The sequence below is a fragment of the Algoriphagus halophilus genome (assembly GCF_041729275.1).
Lineage (GTDB): Bacteria > Bacteroidota > Bacteroidia > Cytophagales > Cyclobacteriaceae > Algoriphagus > Algoriphagus halophilus_A.
Genome location: NZ_CP146486.1, coordinates 1000843 through 1019447 on the forward strand (window position 1 = coordinate 1000843; position 18605 = coordinate 1019447).

At 40.8% G+C, this 18605-nt stretch carries 22 protein-coding genes; all 22 read right to left on the minus strand.

What is annotated here, in order from left to right; genetic code table 11:
* Positions 1–1419: an O-antigen ligase family protein gene (locus V8V91_RS05390; protein WP_373399180.1), complete on the minus strand. Its 1419-nt coding sequence runs from the start codon at positions 1417–1419 to the stop codon at positions 1–3.
* Positions 1394–2389 (minus strand): glycosyltransferase, encoded by a 996-nt coding sequence (locus tag V8V91_RS05395; RefSeq protein WP_373399181.1) that lies wholly within the window; start codon positions 2387–2389, stop codon positions 1394–1396. Before V8V91_RS05395 ends, V8V91_RS05390 begins: the two co-directional genes overlap by 26 nt.
* Complete coding sequence (locus V8V91_RS05400) at positions 2362–2541, minus strand: hypothetical protein (protein ID WP_373399182.1); 180 nt, start codon at positions 2539–2541, stop codon at positions 2362–2364. Before V8V91_RS05400 ends, V8V91_RS05395 begins: the two co-directional genes overlap by 28 nt.
* Positions 2541–3239, minus strand: coding sequence for a class I SAM-dependent methyltransferase (locus tag V8V91_RS05405; protein WP_373399183.1), 699 nt, complete (start codon positions 3237–3239; stop codon positions 2541–2543). Before V8V91_RS05405 ends, V8V91_RS05400 begins: the two co-directional genes overlap by 1 nt.
* Positions 3240–3254: 15 nt before the next feature.
* Positions 3255–3710, minus strand: coding sequence for a glycosyltransferase (locus V8V91_RS05410; RefSeq protein ID WP_373399184.1), 456 nt, complete (start codon positions 3708–3710; stop codon positions 3255–3257).
* Positions 3695–4360 carry a hypothetical protein gene (locus V8V91_RS05415; RefSeq protein ID WP_373399185.1) on the minus strand — a complete coding sequence of 222 codons (666 nt, stop codon included), beginning with the start codon at positions 4358–4360 and terminating at the stop codon, positions 3695–3697. The genes V8V91_RS05410 and V8V91_RS05415 overlap by 16 nt, the downstream gene beginning before the upstream one ends.
* A 97-nt stretch (positions 4361–4457) precedes the next feature.
* Positions 4458–4877 (minus strand): glycosyltransferase family 4 protein, encoded by a 420-nt coding sequence (locus tag V8V91_RS05420; protein WP_373399186.1) that lies wholly within the window; start codon positions 4875–4877, stop codon positions 4458–4460.
* Positions 4874–5500, minus strand: coding sequence for a glycosyltransferase (locus tag V8V91_RS05425; protein ID WP_373399187.1), 627 nt, complete (start codon positions 5498–5500; stop codon positions 4874–4876). The genes V8V91_RS05420 and V8V91_RS05425 overlap by 4 nt, the downstream gene beginning before the upstream one ends.
* 28 nt (positions 5501–5528) lie before the next feature.
* Entirely contained in the window at positions 5529–6098 is a 570-nt protein-coding gene (locus tag V8V91_RS05430) for a hypothetical protein (protein WP_373399188.1), read from the minus strand.
* A 23-nt stretch (positions 6099–6121) separates the two neighbouring features.
* Positions 6122–6937: a hypothetical protein gene (locus V8V91_RS05435; RefSeq protein ID WP_373399189.1), complete on the minus strand. Its 816-nt coding sequence runs from the start codon at positions 6935–6937 to the stop codon at positions 6122–6124.
* On the minus strand, positions 6930–8084 hold the full coding sequence (locus V8V91_RS05440; protein ID WP_373399191.1) for a glycosyltransferase family 4 protein: 1155 nt from the start codon (positions 8082–8084) through the stop codon (positions 6930–6932). Before V8V91_RS05440 ends, V8V91_RS05435 begins: the two co-directional genes overlap by 8 nt.
* Positions 8085–8121: 37 nt before the next feature.
* Positions 8122–8532, minus strand: coding sequence for a hypothetical protein (locus V8V91_RS05445; RefSeq protein WP_373399192.1), 411 nt, complete (start codon positions 8530–8532; stop codon positions 8122–8124).
* Complete coding sequence (locus V8V91_RS05450) at positions 8529–8999, minus strand: glycosyltransferase family 2 protein (protein WP_373399193.1); 471 nt, start codon at positions 8997–8999, stop codon at positions 8529–8531. The genes V8V91_RS05445 and V8V91_RS05450 overlap by 4 nt, the downstream gene beginning before the upstream one ends.
* Before the next feature lie 4 nt (positions 9000–9003).
* The gene (locus V8V91_RS05455) at positions 9004–10116 is read right to left on the minus strand and encodes a DegT/DnrJ/EryC1/StrS family aminotransferase (protein WP_373399194.1); all 1113 of its coding nucleotides are present in this window, start codon (positions 10114–10116) and stop codon (positions 9004–9006) included.
* Between the two features lie 20 nt (positions 10117–10136).
* Complete coding sequence (locus tag V8V91_RS05460) at positions 10137–11933, minus strand: ABC transporter ATP-binding protein (protein WP_373399195.1); 1797 nt, start codon at positions 11931–11933, stop codon at positions 10137–10139.
* Positions 11934–11949: 16 nt separating this feature from the next.
* On the minus strand, positions 11950–12186 hold the full coding sequence (locus tag V8V91_RS05465; protein WP_373399196.1) for a hypothetical protein: 237 nt from the start codon (positions 12184–12186) through the stop codon (positions 11950–11952).
* Positions 12183–12572, minus strand: a complete 390-nt coding sequence (locus V8V91_RS05470; protein ID WP_373399197.1) for a tyrosine-protein kinase family protein — start codon at positions 12570–12572, stop codon at positions 12183–12185. The genes V8V91_RS05465 and V8V91_RS05470 overlap by 4 nt, the downstream gene beginning before the upstream one ends.
* A 68-nt stretch (positions 12573–12640) precedes the next feature.
* Positions 12641–14317 carry a GumC family protein gene (locus tag V8V91_RS05475; RefSeq protein WP_373399198.1) on the minus strand — a complete coding sequence of 559 codons (1677 nt, stop codon included), beginning with the start codon at positions 14315–14317 and terminating at the stop codon, positions 12641–12643.
* 13 nt (positions 14318–14330) lie between these two features.
* On the minus strand, positions 14331–15155 hold the full coding sequence (locus V8V91_RS05480) for a polysaccharide biosynthesis/export family protein (RefSeq protein ID WP_373399199.1): 825 nt from the start codon (positions 15153–15155) through the stop codon (positions 14331–14333).
* Between the two features lie 112 nt (positions 15156–15267).
* Entirely contained in the window at positions 15268–16566 is a 1299-nt protein-coding gene (locus tag V8V91_RS05485; protein ID WP_373399200.1) for a nucleotide sugar dehydrogenase, read from the minus strand.
* Between the two features lie 310 nt (positions 16567–16876).
* The gene (locus V8V91_RS05490; protein WP_373399201.1) at positions 16877–17641 is read right to left on the minus strand and encodes a hypothetical protein; all 765 of its coding nucleotides are present in this window, start codon (positions 17639–17641) and stop codon (positions 16877–16879) included.
* A 50-nt stretch (positions 17642–17691) separates the two neighbouring features.
* Positions 17692–18603 carry a capsule assembly Wzi family protein gene (locus V8V91_RS05495; protein ID WP_373399202.1) on the minus strand — a complete coding sequence of 304 codons (912 nt, stop codon included), beginning with the start codon at positions 18601–18603 and terminating at the stop codon, positions 17692–17694.
* Positions 18604–18605 lie beyond the last annotated feature (2 nt).

An 18605-nucleotide genomic window follows, 5' to 3' on the forward strand; every position in this document is an offset into this window, starting at 1 on the left:
TCAGCTTACAGAAACTGGTTCAGGATGAATGGGTTCAAGCTTTTTAACTCCTTTAGCAGGTGTCTTTTTCCCCATAGTAGGTTTTACATAAAGTAGACTTAACCCAATAAAAAGTGGCGTAAGATAAGTCCTCATGGCTGCGTGAAAAGTGGTATACAAAGCGATGATGAAAAAGGCTACCATGATCCCTTTTTCCATTGGCGTTTGTTTTTTCAGTAGTATTTGAAGCAATACATAGAGCAGCAGCACAAAATAAATGAGGCCCAGTAATCCATGTTCTGATAGCAAACGGCTCATCTCCACATGGGAAAGGTAGAAATAACTAAAATTCCGCATATAGGAGGATGCTCCTGCCCCAACCCCTAAAATGGGGGAATCTCCCCATAACTGCATATCCTCCAAGAAAATCTCTACTCTTCCTGTAGTGATCGAGTTGAGTGACTTTTCTTTGGTTCCTGCCAAGGTCCCTTCTGTTTCTCCCAAATATCTTAGGCTCAATAAGCCTCCTGTTAAACTGTCGGCAACCTGAAATGTAATCAATACCAAAAATAAAGAGAGTAAGAAGGCCTTCCCTAAATTAGGGAGCTTGAAGAGGGTTTTATGTCTCTTAGGGGTCTTTATCACAAAATAAAACACGATCATGATCCCTAAGGCACCTCCCAGGATTCCACCTCTGGAAAAGGTCAGCAACCCCTGGAAACCAAATAGGAAAAACAACAGGAAGTCTGTGATTCGGTATCCTGTCAAATTCCATTTGTTGATAAGGAAAATGAAAGAGATAAACATTCCCAAGCCCAACACGGTGGAAACCTGATTGGACCCACCCCCACCACTGGTTGCGAAATTTGCTCCCAAGGTAAATTCCAGCTCATTATAGGAAGGCGTTTTAAAAATAGTCGAAGCAAGAATCGCTATCAAGGGAAGGATACTGATCCTTAATAACCGAATCAATTGAAGTTTAGAAATCGATTTTCCATAAAAAAGCCAGATGGCCATGGCCACATTGATAGGTCCCATCAAATTGAAAATCAATGAACCTCTGTTGACCTCTCCTGAAAGATCGAAGAATGCAGAGGGCAGGAGTAACAGGACCATCACCAGCCCAATATGGCTTTTGGTCTTAAACTTATATACCCCAATGCAAAGCATCAGAAACAAGAGGTATTTCCCCAATTCATAGGGAATAAAAGGGGAAGTTTGAGACATCCTTGCCAACAGCTCAAACGAGGTCAGGTAGGCTATAAACAGGCAAAAAGGAAAGATGGATTTACTTTTGATCACGACATAAAACGAAGTCGCAAACACCAAATAAAACCAGGCAATTAAGCCCCAGGGAGTAATCGAGGAGGCGATCCCCAAAAACACATGGAACAACACCCACCCAAATCGGGATTTAGAACTGATAATCCGCTTTATCATACTGGTTGGGGCTTAGCCATTTTTGTTCAAACGACGGTAAAGCAATCGGTACATACTTTTTAAAGAAGTTTGAAGGCCCATAGTTGGCTTCTGTCTGCTCCTGAAATTGATACCCACGCTGAATGGCCTGAGGGTACTTATTAAACACCTTAAGAATTGCTTCATGGAGCTGCTCCGGTGATTTAGAAGGGATCAATTCTCCCAAGGATCCATTCCCCAAAACATCTGCACATTGTCCTACATTCGTGGCAATGGTAGGCAAGGCCCCCATTCCATATTCCAAAAGGGCAACAGGTAGTCCTTCGGATTCTGAACTCAAAACCCCCAAATGTGCCATTTCAATATAGGGCGTGACATTCACAACGGGTCCTACAATCTCTATCTGTTCCTGAAACCCAAGCGCATCTATTTCTTCTTTGATGGCTGTCACCCAATCTTTCTCCACAAACTCTCCCAGCAAATAGACTTTAAAGTCTCCCAGTTTCTCTTGTAATCCGGTAAGGGACCTGATAAGTGTTAACTGATCCTTTTGCCTTCTGAAATTCGCAATATTGATGATTTTAAAGGTGGAGCCCAGTTTCCGTTCGGGAACTGCTGTAAGTTTTCCTGAAAAGTTCTCGATGAAATAGGTGGAATCTGCCATTATCGGAAATCTTGATTTCCAATAACTTTCAATTTTCTCATTGACAGAAATGATCAAATCCACCGAGGAAATCAGGTAATCCATTTCCTTTCTTGGATGTTGATCCAACTGTTCACTCATCCCAAAATGATCATGCCATATCAGTTTGGTATTGGGGAGGAACTTCTTCAGCAATGCCCCCCAAAATATGGAGGTCTGGTGTACATGTAACACATCCGGAGCCTCTTTTTTCAACAAGCTCAAAATTTGGAAGAAGGTGAAAACATCCAGCTTTCCTTTCTTCTTGAATATGAATTTCTTTACAGAGGGTAGTAAATATTCCTCCAATCCCCGGATTCTCTTGTGACAATCAAGCCACTCTCCACCCCTATTTCAGTTAAGCCATTGGCAATATTTACCGACATTCTCTCGGTTCCTCCCATGCTAAGGGAATCCACCAATTGAAAAATCTTGGGCTTATTTGAGCTAGTTGTCCTCATTAATTTGATTTCGCAATCACTACTAAGCTGAATCCAAAGATTCTGGAATAGATCCATGGATTCAACGCCACTAGGATTCTTTTCAAGGGAGAAAAGAGTTTTTGAAGGACTGTTTCATTATTCGAGGGAGCCTTGATCGTCTCTCGGGAAAAATCATAATCCAAAATCTGTAATCCTGCCATGGTAATCATATTTAAAGCAGAGTTTACATTCAAAAATATCAAATGACCAGGATTCTGGATTTTCTGTCTTTGAAGATTTCTCAGGTTCACACTTAAGCAATCATCCAAAGGAATATGAAAGGCGATAATCTTTCCTTTCTTGGAGACATTTTTGATAAAATCCACTGGATCTGTCACGTGTTCAAACACATCGGTTAAGGTAATCAAATCCGCATCGGTCCCAATTTCCACAAAATCCCCATGTTCAAAACGAATAGGATCCATCTTCATGTCTTTTACATGTGGGGAAACATCATAGCCCTTGACCTCTTGGATCGGATTGCCTTTTTGGGTAAAAGCTTCTGAAATACCGAGTAAAACTCCTCCAGCACCACAACCAACATCCGCATAGGAATTCACTTTTACATCAGCTTTGTCTAAAATAGGATTCAGTAACCTTAGAATCGCACTGACTTTGAAATCAGCATCTTCCAAGTGTCGCTTGGTATCAGAAAAATAGGTGCCTTCTTTATACATTCTTAATTAACTTCTTTATTTCCAGTTCAAAACTTTCCTTGGTAAAAGCTTTGGACCACTCTTTTGATTTGTTAGACTTTCTAAAAAATCTTCTGGGTTTGCCAGGTAATGGTTGATTCTCTCTACTACTTTTTCTGGATCCTTATCCACTAAATCTCCCCGCTCTCCATTTGCCAACATAAATGGAACGCAAGATACAGGAGTTGTAATGGGTAGACAACCAAAATACATGGATTCGGCGACAACTTTAGGCCATCCTTCACTTTCCGATAAAAATATTAAAAAGTGGGATTGCTTGTACTTATTCTTCAATCGTTCACTGTCCAAATTCCCACAAAGTTCCACTTCTTCTTCCAGTCTATTTTCTTTCACATATTGACGAAGAGGTTCCATTTGATCCCCTTCTCCACAAAAAGTCAATTTAAAGTTCACTTGCTGCATTTTTAATAGGCGGGCTACCTCCGCAGCCATGAGGGGTTTTTCCCGGGAACCAGCGCCCCTACAAAAAGTAATTGTAGTTTATTGCTTTCATTTAGTGGCGCTCTATTATCCTCCTGAGGTTCAGTCTGGCTATAGGAAAAGGTAAAAAAAGGAACAATATTCTGACTTTGATTGGGCCATTTCCCATAAACCAACACGCTCATGTTTTTTGCAAATGTGGGGTTGGAAACCAATCGCTGTTGGAGCTTATAGGTATAAGGCTGATCGCTTTCCGGGTCCCAATTCCCAGCATATTTGGCTGTTTTTGCTTTGGATGGGAAAAAGTACTGAAAAACCGCTCCAGCCAATCCCATGTTTCCAGGACACCTCAAGTGAATATGGTCTGTTGACCTCATCGCCTGAAGTATTTTCGCAAGGGTCCCTGGTAAGGAGGCTAGGGTTTTGACTCTCCCGCTCCAAGTGGTCAAGTTGATTTCCTGAACAGGTACAAAGCGGATATTTTCATGCTCGTAGGCAATCTCTATGGGATTCAATTCTCTATCTTCTGACAGCGGTGCCAGGATCGTGACGGAGGTGAAAAATTTAGTCCAGATATTCATTTCCCTTACATAGGGACCATAGGCATAATAGTTCCCTCCCTTTTTGACATGATGCACATGGGTAAGAATCAAAAAATTCATCCAGCTACTACTTGCCTAAATAGGTCTATGTTTTTATGGACCAATTTGTCAATGGAAAAGCGTTCCAATACATCTTTTCTTGCCGCCTCTGCCATTTTCAGATTTTTTCCTTATCGCTGAGCATCTCCAACAAGACCCTTTCCACACTTGCTACGTCTCTCGGATCACATACCCTTCCGGTCACATGATCCTTCACCACTTCTGGACCGGGCCCTAAAACTGATCCCAAAAATGCTTTGCCCATACTCAACACCTCAATCCAAGCCAAGGGCATCGCTTCCATATGGGAGGGATAGGCACAGATTTCTGCTGCTTCCATGTATTTTGGAAGCTCATGGTTTGCAACTGGTCCCAAGAACTTGATGGAATCTTTTACGGCATCCTGAATTTGAGAATCTTTCAAATACTGAATATAGGACCTTCCATCCGGGAAAAACCAATCTCTTCCAGCGATGTACAATTCACTTTCTGGAAATCGCTCTTTGATTTTAGGAAAGGCCAAGATCAATTGCCTCACTCCTTTTTTCTCGCATACGGTACCCGCAAAAATATTCTTCCAGGCACCATCTTACTGGGGTCTGCCTGATAGAAATGTTCAAGGTTCGCAGGGTTGTAAATAACAGGTCCTTTCTTATCTGCAAAATCCAGGTAGTTGGCAGTATGGTTAATCACGTATTCACTCACCCCAAAAACCATGTCCGCCTTTCTAAATGAGCACTTTTCCTGGAAGCCTTTCCAAGGATCAATGGGCCGATTCTCTGATTCTGCAAAGAAATGATGGCCTCCATTCATCCGTATCAAATACTTGATGCCAGGAATCTTTTTGATAAATGCCAGGCCCAATTCTGTGGACTCTACGATAGATATGGGATGCTTTTGATGGATTTCCTTGATTTTGGAGTTGATCGCCTGAAATGTCAAATACCAGGTAATGGGTTTTACTTTTCTGGGCTTTAATCTATAAACGTGCACTCCTTCATCAAGCGTCTCTTCGTATTCGTCGGTATAATTCAACCCAACAATGGAAACACGAATATCATGCTTTACAAGATTCCTAGCCAGAATCTGTAGAAAAGTTCCTACTCCTCCATGGGGAAACCCTGCTTTGGGGTATTCACTGGATAAAAAGCAAATATGCATGATCTTTTTCTTAACGAATTGATTTGAGTTATTCCTGAACTGCCTCTTTTTCAATCAATAGGGATTCCAAAAAAGCAGCGATCTGTGCGGATGAAGGCGCGTTTTCTGTATTGGCAGCGATTTTATCTCTCCACAGATGTTTTTGGGTAGAAAACTGGCTTGGGTTTTCCAATACCTGCTTCAAGAGGGTAGCCAAGTTTGATTTTTCTTTTGCAAAAACCACTGCATCCAATCCTTCAAAGGATCGAAAGTGCTGGAACTGATACACCACCTCGGTACTCCAGTGTTGATCTTGCACCGTATCATATGCCAAAAACACCGTTGGCTTCCCAAAATATGAAAAGTCCAAGCCGATGGTGGATCCAATATTTACCGAGTATTCACAATGGTGACAAAGGTTCATCAAGAGTTTCACATCCTCGAAGAGAGGGTAAAACGACATCCAACTGGTTCCTTTTTCCCATTTAGGCGGAATATGAATGATATTCGGATACTGATCCAATACTTCTTGGTATCGATCTACGGTACAAACAGGGACCTGCCTAAACAGAATGGACACCTGAGGATCTGAAGCCAAGGCGGATGCCACATCTTTCAAATATTCAGGATCATGAGGGGAGGTCAGTTCATCATCGCCTGAAAAAAGAATCCATTTTTTGAACTATCCAGTCCATACCTGGCAGCAAATTCTTCTCTGGATTCCAACAGTTCCGTTTGAAAATGGAAATCGAATTGTGGGGTACCTACTACAGCGATGGTGCTTTCGGGAATTTCTGGATAATATTCCAGTAATTCATTTTTCATGTATTCAGACCATACTGCATAGTGATCGGTACGGATGGGTAGCCTGGCTTTTGGGAGATTATCCCAAGAAAATATGGCCGTAACCGTCTTTACTCCCATATCCGCGGCTGCCAGGCAAAGGGGTTCCAGTGTAGCTACTCTTTGATGGGTAATAAAGATCAAATCGGGTTGAATTCTTCGGAAATCTGATCTGAATTCTTTGTAGGCAAGACTACGCCTCCACTTAAATCGATTGGTCTCTTCCAGGTATTTGATCCCATCATAGGAAGACAAGGAAACACTAGCCAACTCAGTCGCCTTTTGAAATACCCGTTTCAAAGGATTGTTCTTTACCTTAAACCAATTGGTGAGAATGGTAGGGTTTTGTTTCAGCTTGGAGTTATGTTTCAACCTAGCATAGGTAGAAGTCTCCCTCAAAAATTGCTGAAACCTGGATTCGCTGACCTTTCTTACCGGTTCATCGCTAAAATCAATCCCTCTTTCATTCTTTACATAATTCAACACCTGAGGTTCTAGATGATGCATCAAATGAATCTGAAACCCTTGTTGCTTCAGGTGATGAAATACATCAGAATACAGGTAATTTCTGATTCCTACCCCATCGGGGATGACAAATAGAATTTTCTTATCCACTAATTACTTTTTGAACGGATGATGTCCCAAATACTTTCCTTGAAGATTTCTTGGCAGGCTTCTTCTTCAAATTCTTGTAAAAGAGCTCCCTACTTCTCTTTCCTTGCTTGGTTACCAAATCTGGTTGATCTAAATACTTTTCCATCTGCTGGGACAAAGCGTAAGGGGAGGAATCAACCGGCAGGACATAGCCATTTTGATCCTCAAACACCCGGTTGGGAACATCTCCCACCAGGGTGGTAATAATTGCCTTTCCAGCTGCCATTGCTTCCAAAATCACCAATGGACCTCCCTCAAATGTACTTGTCATCACAAAAACATCCAGTTCGGTAAAACAGGTATGTCTTTGTTCAAAAGGAAAACTTCCCTTGAATTCCACTTGGTCTTCCAATCCAATTTTTTGGGTTAATGCTTTTAGATTAGCCATCTCAGGTCCATCCCCAAACAGTAAAAATTCAAGCACATGATCTTTCTCCTTCAAGATTTTTACGGCTTCCAGAATCACCTGAAGATTTTTCCCCGAATCCATTCTACCTACATAGCCAAACTTGATGGGATGCTGGTTTCTTTGGGGAATTTTCAAGAACTCTTCCTGTCCAAGGTATATCCACTGCTTGATGATCGAATAATCAGCATGAGGGTAATGTTCCAAGAGATAGTCTTCTTTTGCCTTGGCTGAAATCAAAAAAGATCCATTTCCTTCCATTAATCGATAGAAATAGTCGTTTTTGGGATGGAAAATCGAAGACTCATGATAGGCAAATGCCAGGTTATTTTGAATGCAGCTGTTCAAAATATGGGGCAATAAACCCGTGGGACTAATTCCTGTGAAGCAGAGGTCAAACGTGTTGAGTTTGGCATTCAGCCAAGCATCAAACAGCTCAGGAAAGTTTCGAAAACAATTCCCCAGACTCATTTGAAAGTTGAAGCCTGATTTCATCCAGATCTTCAGGAATTTTATATTGAAAACCACTTGCTTCAACTGGTACAGGTCCCAGTCCAACTTGGGGAGATTTTCCAATTCTTTCACCTGAAAAGGAGCATAAAAATTCAGGATTGCAACCTCAAACCTAGCATCCGAATGGAGGCATTTTGCAAATCCAATATTCTCCAATTCTTGCCCTCCAGGTCCCAATAGCTCGGGCAAAATGAAAAGAACCTTTCTTCTTTGGGGCATCAACAGGTCAATAGTGTTTTTTGAATTGGGATTTTAGGAATTTCTGAATCCCAAGTTGCAAGGAATAAACTAGGTTGAGTAAGGAAGACTTTGCCCGGTGGGCAATTAAAAATTGGTGGGTTATAAACCGGTCCCACTCCCCTTTTTGCCCCAGGTATCCTGAATAAATTTTCAACCTGGTTGCTTGCCTATGGAAGGGATCAGTCGATCGTAACAAAGAAGTCTCTAATATACGGTATTTCACTCCTACTTGCAGGATTCCTTTGAAAGAATAATCCTGCGCCATCTTCAAGAACAAATCCAGATCTTCCATCATGGACTCTGGATTATACCCTCCTACTTTTAATGCCAATTCTTTCCTGACCAATACCGTAGGGGCACAGATGAAATAATCCATCAAAAGTAAAGGGAAGATCATCCCAGCAGGCAATTGGGAAGCTGAAGTCCAATTCCTCTCCTGAAAAATGTAGGTACTTGCATGGATTTATTTTCCCTATCGATCTTCTCTGCGTCACAATAAACTACCCCAAGTTTTTCATCAGATTCCTGAAATACCTTTACCTGATCCTGGATTTTATGGGGAAGCAACACATCATCACAACTTAAAATCTGGTAATATTCACCTTCAACCAATTTCAATGCATCATTGGCATTCTCGGTAATCTTTTTGGTCGAGGATTGGAAAATGGTTTTGACTTTTACACCTGGGTTTCTGGCGATCCATGTCTTGATTTTGGAAACGCTTTGGTCTTTGGAGCAGGCATCCACTAGCACAATTTCAATCTCCGGGTAGGTTTGGGCAATGATACTGTCCAGCGCTTCTTCCAAAAACTCCTCATGGTTATACGCAATGGCAATGATACTGACCAAAGGGGAGTGTTTCACTTGATTATCCAGGTTGATATTCATTTAACACGCTGATGACCTTATCTACTTCTGCCTCTTCCATCACCGGACTAATCGGAATACTTAAAATCTCCTCATGGATCTGTTCCGTAATAGGAAGATGCAGAGAGGAATATTCCTGGTAAGCCCCTTGTTTGTGAAAAGGAATGGGGTAATGGATCAAGGTTTGGATTCCATGAGCATCGGTGAATTCGATTAATTCCTTTCTGTTTTTGGTTCGTATGACGAACACATGAAACACATGATCCAAACTATCCGGTTGGGATGTAGGTAGAATCAAATGCGGATTTTTTATGTCTGTAAGGTATCTCTTCGCAATTCTTCTCCTGACGGCATTTTCCTGATCGATGTATTTCAGTTTAACCAATAAAACTGCTGCCTGTATTTCATCCAATCTGGAATTCACCCCTTGTACCTCGTTATAATATTTCTTCTGGCTGCCATAATTCCCCATAGTTTTGACCATATCAGCCAAGGGTTCATTGGAAGTAGTGACTGCTCCGGCATCTCCCAAGGCTCCCATATTTTTGCCAGGGTAAAATGAAAAAGCGGCAGCATCGGAAAGGTTCCCAGCTTTCAAACCTCGTTCATCCATCGCTCCATGGGACTGGGCACAATCTTCCACCAACAATAGGCCCTTCTTCTCAGCCAGTTCTTTCAGCTCCTTCATCGGGGTCAACTGACCATACAGATGAACTGCCAAGATTGCTTTGGTTTTACTGGTAATAGCTTTTTTTACATTTTCGACGCTTAAGTTATAGGTATCCTCATCTGGCTCCACAAAAACAGGAACCAAGCCTGAAGCGGTAATTGAAATGATGGAAGCGATATAGGTATTGGCCTGCACAATTACTTCATCTCCGTCTTTGAGCAGACCTAATTCCTTAAATCCTTTGAAGATCAAAATCAATGCATCCAAACCATTGGCTACCCCAACACATCTTGAAGTCCCACAGTATTCCGCAAACTTCTGTTCAAATTCATCATGAAATTTACCTCTGATATACCAGCCATTTAATAAAACCTGATTCAAAGCTTCTTGGATTTCTGCTTTGTGAGCAAGGTTTATTTTTAGAAGGTCTAGGAATTTTACCATAGATGTCTTGGAGGGTTTAATTAAAACTCTTGGAGTTCCACCATTGATTTAAAGGTTTCACTTTCGTCCAATAATTGACTGAAAGTACCCCTGCATTCCACTTCTCCATCTTTCATCAGTAGAATCTCATCTGCATTCTTTACGGTACTTAATCGGTGGGCAATCAAAACAATGTTGCAGCTACCTTTTAAAGAGTCAATATTTTGTTGAATCATCTTCTCTGTTTCACTGTCCAAGGCTGAGGTAGCCTCGTCGAAAATCAAGAGCTGAGCTTCTTTGAATAATTCTCTGGCAATAGAAATCCGCTGTTTCTGCCCTCCACTGATCAAAGCCCCGCTGTCACCTAAAATGGTTTCTTCTTTCAAAGGAAGTGAATCTACCAACTCGGTGAGATTCGCAAGATTCAAGGCATGTTCGAACTTCTTGTAGTTTTCTTCTGTCTTATCTGACCAAAAGGTCACATTGTTAAAAACGGTATCATTGAAAATCACTGCTTCCTGGGTGATATATCCGATTTTGGAGCGATAACTTGCCAGGTTAAAAGATCGCAAGGGTTCCCCGTTTAGGAGGAATTTTCCGGAAGTTGGATGTACCAATCCCACCAATAAATTGGTGAGTGTGGTCTTTCCACTCCCACTTTTTCCTACCAAGGCATAGGACCTGTTATCCTCAATGGTCAGATCAATCTGATGAAGAACTTGTTTTTCAGGATGGTAATAAAAACCCACTTTTCGTAAGGAAAGGGATTTGATAGTTTCCACCTGTTTTTTGGAAAGATCTTGCTCTTTGCCCTTTTCTAAGTCTTTTAACAGTTCCAAGCCTACATGTAGCCCTCCTAGATTGGCCGTAAATGCCTGCCAGTGCGTTTGTACCAACATAATGAAATTCAACGCCCGGTAGAAAAACATCAAACTCAAAAAGATAGCGGCGATGTTTCCGTTCAGGAGTTTTATTTCCACCAGAATGGCACCCACTACAATGGCGATTACCAAGGGTTCTCTAGCGGCCAATAGAATCGCATTAAATATCCCAATCTTCTTCTGTTCAAGCTCTATTCTATCCACATAGTCCTTGAGCTTAATTTTATACCTCTGAAAGTAATTGGTAGCCTTGAGGTATTTGAAATTATGAACCGCCTGGATCAAGGAAGATTGATATTTATGACTGAGCTGGCTGTTATTGAGAGAAGCTGATTCGGTGTATTTAAAAATTACTTTGAAGATCAGATTGGATAAATACCCGCCTACACTTACTACCAATGCGAATTGAAAATTGGCCAACAGGGCCAACACCACATATACCAATAACAACACAAAGGATTGCAGCGTATTAAAATAGGCAACATAGGCCGAAACGATCTTATAGATCTCTCCTGAAAGGGTATTTTGGACCCTACCGGCATCCAATCCCAAAAAGTTTCGGTACTCCATATCCCCAAGACTATCCACCATTTGGTAACGGATCTTCTTTACAAAGAACATCTGTACCATCACTTTATAATGGCTTTCCAGGTATTTAAAAAGTCCTTTGGCAACAAATATAGAAAGTAAAAAAACAAGGATGACTACCGCCGTCAGTTCCAAACCGGTCCATGTAATGAAGTCCAATAAGAAACTTAAGGAACCCAAAGATTCGGCTGCCTCTGATTTATCTATTTGATCTTTGCCAGCAACCTGGATTAAAGGAATAAATAAAGCCAGGCCAAATCCATCCAAAAACCCTCCTACTAAGCTTAAGCCTATTAACAGGATAATCCTATTTCCTAAGTAGGAATAAAAGAAGAGGAAATGCCGGAAGTATTTTGAAATCAATTTCACTTAGAATTGTTTCAGATTACTTCTTGACTTGTTTATCATCACTATAATATCCATAGCCATAGCCATAGCTATAGCCGTAGCCATAGGTGACTCCTTTTCCTTCTACTCCGTTGAATAAGGCGTAGATATTTTTGATCCCCTTACCGGTTTTCAAGCCATTCAGGGCATCTATGAAGTTTCGCTGGCTATAATCCTGTCTAAAGACAAACAAGGTCAAATCAACAAAATTCAATAATTCTATGGTTTCACTCACCAAACCAATCGGTGGAGTATCCAGAATGATGACATCATACACTTTTTGAGATCGTTCACCAAACTTTCAAATTGATCCCCGGACAATAATTCCGCCGGATTCGGAGGTATAGGTCCTGAAACCATGATATCCAGGTTATCAAACTTGGAGTTTTGAACGGCATCTCTCCAGCCATCTACCTGATTACTTAGAACCGTGGAAAGTCCTACATCATTTTTCAATCCAAAATCATCAAAGATCTTCGGCTTTCGCATGTCACAACCTACCAAGATGGTTTTCTTTCCTGTCAAGGAATAGACGGAAGCCAGGTTCATGGCACAGAAGGTTTTTCCCTCACTAGAAATAGTAGAGGTAAGCATCAGGGTTACCTGCTTATCTTTTTGCATCAGATAGCGGATGTTTGCCCGCAAGGATCTAAAGGATTCCGCGATACCTGATTTCCCGTTATTAAAAACTACCAGGTTGTTTTCTTCCTTATTTTTAGAATGGTGGCAATCACCGGAATTTTAAGCCGCTTCTCCAGATAGGAAATATCTTCGATTCGTACTCTAAACAACTCCCTTCCAAATACAAAAAGGATCGGAAGCATCAGTCCACAGAAGAATGCAAAAAGGTAATTCCGTTGTGGTTTAGGGGTAATAGGTCCTCCAATTACTTTTGCAAATTCAATGATCTTGTTATTGGGTCGATTGGAAGCCTTGGTAATCGCAGACTCTGCCCTTTTCTCACTCAAGAAATTATAGATGCTTTCAGAAAGATCGGCCTGACGCTGAAGGGCAATCAAGTTCTGCTCTGCCTGAGGCAAATTCCTAAAGGAAGATTCGATTTCGTTCTTTCTTTGTTCCAAATCCTGGATCGTCATCTTGTTGTTCAGATCCACATTGTCCAAAATCTCCCGAATGGATTTATTTAAATCATCGAGCTTTTTATTGGCTTCCCTCACTGCTGGGGAAAGCTCTGTTTGGGTGGCCATCAATCTGGAACGCTCCACTTGTACAGACAAGAGGTTTTCAATCAATCCATTCAAATAAGGATCTTCAATACCCAAACCGGAAGGAACTACGATTTCATTGTAGTTTTCCCTTACCAAATAGTCTTTCAAACTTTGGTAGTACCTGCTCTTGAGATTGGCATTGGCTAATTCAGATTCAATTTCTGTCAACCTGCCATAAACGGTACTACTCTCATTGTTGAGGTTATAAATCTTGTTACTGGATCTGAAAGCCTGTAGCTTGTTTTCAAATTGAGACAATGAATCGGCCACTCCTGCCACCTGCTTATCAATGAAGTTGATGGTTCTATTGGCGATCTCGTTTTTTTCCTGAAGCTCCAGTTCCAGATAGGTTTCCATCAAAGCATTGAGGTAGGTTTGTCCCTTGTCCACATTAGGAACCGCCATACTCAGGTTTAGGATGGTAGAGTTCTTCTCCTCCAAATCAACAATGAGCCCACCGGAATATTTGTTGATCAAATAGTTATTATCCCTTACAATATAATAGGCCTCTCCAGCATCCTGATTGGAAGTATTGTTGATTTTAACTTTGAATTGAGGAGTTTCTATCCATTCATTGAATTGATAGGTGCCCCCTTGGTTTGGAACTCCTACCCCAAAACTACCATCAGGAAAATACTGGGAATAATGTTCATCGTTAAAAACCAAGGAGTATTCATTGGCATTCTCCCACTTCACTTCTACCAATCCATTGACCAGTTGGGGAAATCCCCAATCTACCTCCACCACAATAGGAGTTTTCCTAAATACCTCTCTTTTGATGAATCGACCTTTTTCGTAGTATTCCACATCAAAATCCAATTGGATCAAGGTGGCTTCTGCAATCGGTCGGGATTTTAGGATGATGATCTCATTGGTGATCCCAATTCCTTGCTGATTTCCTAAAGCTGGGTTTTCAAATAAGGATAAGGCACTTTCTTGTTCCTTGATAAAAAACTTACTTGACACCAAATAAGTAGGAACGGTAGTACTGGTATAATAGTAGGCAGCACCTAGAAAAAGGGCTACAGTTCCTAAGATTATCGGCCAAATTTTTAAAATTTTAGGAAACAGCGTTTTTAAATCAAAACTGCTGTCATCCTCTTGGAAAAAATCGCTTTCCTCTTGATCGAAACTCATATTCTTGGAAATATTAATTTTTAATTAAAGTAAGAACCAAAGCCACTGCCGTGATGGTCGTAGTCAGCAAAGTCAATGTTTCTACTAAGTTTGTTCCTGCTCCCAACTCTCTAACTTTCATTGGCTCAGCATAGATTAAATCATTAGGCTTCAAAAAGTAAAATTCTGAGCCAAGTAAATCTCTATCCAATAAATTGATTTTATGGATCTGGGAACCATCAGGATATTGTCTCACCAGGAGCACTTGATCTCTTTTGGCAACCCTGTTCAAATCTCCAGCAAAAGCAATTGCTTCAAATATTGTCACTCTATTCTGTAAAATCGTGTATTTACCAGATCTGGTAAATTCCCCCAACGCACTAAAACGAATCCCTCCTAACCTTACTCTGACAAAAAACTCGTTCGCTTTGACATATTTCAACACCTCTTTTTCAATCAATTCTTTTGCTTGCTTGGTATCAAGTCCCAGCAGTTTCACCTCCCCGATCAACGGAATCTCCACCATCCCTCTCTCGTCTATGGTATACCCATTTAAGAAAAAGGCATCTCCTGCCCCCTGGCTTCCTCCCATTTGGGCAGAGGTCTGATTTTCATTACTGATGGCCCCAAAAATCAGGTTCAAGTCCTCATCAGTAGTTTTAATGGTGATTTCTACATTATCGTTTATCTGTAACAGGTATTCCTCTGTTTCATAGGAATATTTTTCGCTGGACTCAATCAGAGGACCCTGACTTTCCTCTAACTGCTGCATATAAATCATTTTCTTATTGGGAACGCAAGAGTAAAAGCCCAAAGCGATTACCCCAAAAAAGAACAGGTTTCTTAAAATTTTATTCATGAATTAGGTAAATGTAGAAAAAGGATCTCTTCAGAATTTGAATACGGGATCAAAAATAAGAATTAATCAGAATTTTAAACTTTTATTTATTTAGGCAGGTGTTTCTGCAAAATTATAATCTGGCATCCACGTCAGATTTATCCAAAAATCCCTTCACATCAAATACCACTTGAGCATCAGATTTCTTGATTTGCAGTTGCTTAAATTCTTGATGGGAAACCGCTAAAATGACTGCTGAATAGTTTGCTAAGTCCGGAGCTTGCTTACCGGAAATGATCTGAACACCATATTCATGCTCCACCTCAGCTGGGTTGGCCCATGGATCGTACACATCCACTTCCATGTCAAAGGATCTTAACTCCTTGTAGATGTCAATCACTCGGGTATTTCTGACGTCTGGACAATCTTCTTTAAAAGTAAACCCTAAGATGAGTACCTTGGAATCAATGACCTTCAGGTCCTTTCTCATCATCAGTTTAATGACTTCTGTGGCGACATGCTTCCCCATGGAGTCATTCAACCTTCTTCCCGCCAGGATAATTTCAGGGTGGTATCCCAATTCCTGCGCTTTTTGAGCAAGATAAAAAGGATCCACTCCAATACAATGCCCGCCCACTAATCCTGGTTTAAACTTGAGGAAATTCCATTTGGTCCCAGCTGCCTCCAACACCTCATTGGTATCAATTCCCATCAGGTTAAAGATTTTGGAGAGCTCGTTGACAAATGCGATGTTGATGTCTCGTTGGGAGTTTTCAATCACTTTTGCAGCCTCAGCAACTTTGATGGAAGAGGCCTTGTGGGTACCAGCCACAATCACTGTTTTATACAGCTGATCTACATATTCCGCTATTTCCGGAGTACTTCCAGAAGTGACTTTCAAAATTTTTGCAACGGTATGCTCTTTATCACCGGGATTGATTCTTTCCGGAGAATACCCCGCGAAGAAATCCTGATTGAATTTCAATCCAGAAACTTGCTCCAAAACAGGCACACATTCATCTTCGGTCACCCCAGGATATACCGTCGATTCATAGATCACGATATCTCCCTTCTTTAAATACTTTCCAATATTTTCAGAAGCCTTGAGCATAGGGGTCAATACCGGTCGATTGTGTTTGTCTGTTGGGGTAGGAACAGTCACGATATAAATATTGCAATCAGCCAAGACCTCCGAATCAAAACTAGGCAATAACCCTGTATCACCATTTAAAGAATCAGTCAATACGGATTGAAGCAGCTCATCTTCTACTTCCAGTGTATGGTCCACACCGGCTATAAGTTCTGAAACCCTCTTGGCATCAATATCAAAACCGACAGTTGGATATTTTTTGGCAAACTCTACTGCCAAAGGAAGACCAACATACCCTAAGCCTATAACGGCAATTTTAACTTCTTTGATAGGTGTCGACATTAAAAATACTATGTTTTACGTTGTGTTATTTCAATTTTTACATTCCTGCTTTAGGTAGCAGGAATACATATTCAGTTGGCTCAGCTTCGCCCTTTCGGTCCCATGAACCCAGCACTATTTGACTTACTTTTTCTTTAAATAAATTCTCAATGAATCGTGGAAACTCCTCCTAAAAGACGTTTTTGGTTCATTGGAAATCGCCCGAAAGGAATTGATTTAAAGATAGCTATTAAAATGAGTACTAAAGTTACTCATTTGAGCATGAATGCAAATGTAATAGGTTTTGGAATAAATAAAATCCATTAACTACTTACTTCTTTAACTGGTAAACAATATTCAGATTCCCGTAAAAAGAAAAGACTTTTCTACCGTTGGGATAATCATCAGTACTTATTCCTTTGGACTGCCACTGATAATTATGGGCTTTCACAAATTGGGCTTTCCCACTGAGAACAAGTCTATCAAATCGCTGGTCCCAAAGCAATCCAAAGCTTAAATCTACCCAAGGTTTTTTCTCTGTATTTTGCCCAAATGCCCTGAAAAAATAATCTTGGTTATTTTCCAAACGCTCTAATAAAATTCCTCTTTTCATCATTCCCTTCACCTCGGTTATCTCGAGTGTTTGAACGTTTGAACCTACCCCTATCCCTACTCCTAAATTTTCCCCATAATTGCCAAAGGCCCGCGCCAAACCATGGGTGTTCCAAGTTTGATTTCCAATCAGCCCAGGATATCTCACATACCTGTTCACAGATTCTTGCTGTTGGGTCATTTCCCCTCTCACCTGAAGAAATGAATTTCTTTCTGGGATCGGGAAGAGTTTTTGAAACCCAAACAAATAGGCTCTTGCATGGTCTGGATTTAGAATAAAGTCCCTCCAATTGTAGGCATGATCCCTTCTCCCATATTCTGCATAGATTTCAAAATTCGCTTTGGGAACCACATACCTCATGGATAAGGAGACCTGTTGATCCTGCCCTCTTCCGTCATAGGTAATTGAATTACCATTTTCAAACAATGTTTTCTTTTGAAAAACCTCAAAGACAGGGAAATAATCTTTAAAAGAATCCCCCATGTACTTACTATATTGATGAAAAGTTCTACTGAACCCTAAAAAGAAATTCTTTAAAAAGAGGGGTTATAATTTATTTTTAATCCATTCAAATAGCGCCAATCCCCATCAAATCTCCGGAAGTACCTTCTATTTAACACCTCGTTTTGAGAAGGAAACAATCCCGAATCTTCGAGTCTCCCCATAATTACCTGCATTTCAAAATTCCCGACCACCGTCTTGAGAGGTCTTCGAGTGGATAAGGACAAATGAGGAAATCCTTCAGAATTATCCGAGAAAATCAGGGAATTAAATTGGCCTGGCCCCCACCATATGTTTTGGGTGGAAACACCCAGAGCCATAGGCCCCATTAATATATTTACGCTTGACTGGCCCCACCAAAATCTATGAATGGACTCATTCCCAAATCGTTCTGGGTTATCTCCATTATTCCAGTAAAAATACCTGGAATAATTTTCGAAGCCGGAGAACTGAGCCTCAAATCCATCAAATGGCTTGTTTTGGGAATATGAAAATTCTGGTTGGAATTGGATTTCCAAAAACTCAAATCGAGCATAAACACCAGCACTTAAGTAGGTTTGGATACCTACATTGGGCACCAAACCCTTATTCCCCCAACCATAAGGCCTTTTGGTATTAATTTCTGTCGTAGAAATCAGAGGTAATACATTGATACGCTTTTGCGGATTATCAATTTTGGATATCCCTGTAAGTATCTCAGAAACGGTATTGGTTGCTATTGTAGAGTCCCTCCCATCAAAGCGAATGGGCCTTAACGTAAAAGAATGCTTAAGTGGAAATTCTCCCAGTAATTGTTGCCTCCTAAGGTATTCTTCCAATACTGGGAAATCCGCATTCAGGATTTGGGCTTGAACATCTACATAAAAAGAAAAAAGCGTGAACAGGAGTAAAACACCAAATCGTAACTTGGATCGATTTACACCATTTTCAGCTTTTTTAAACATGA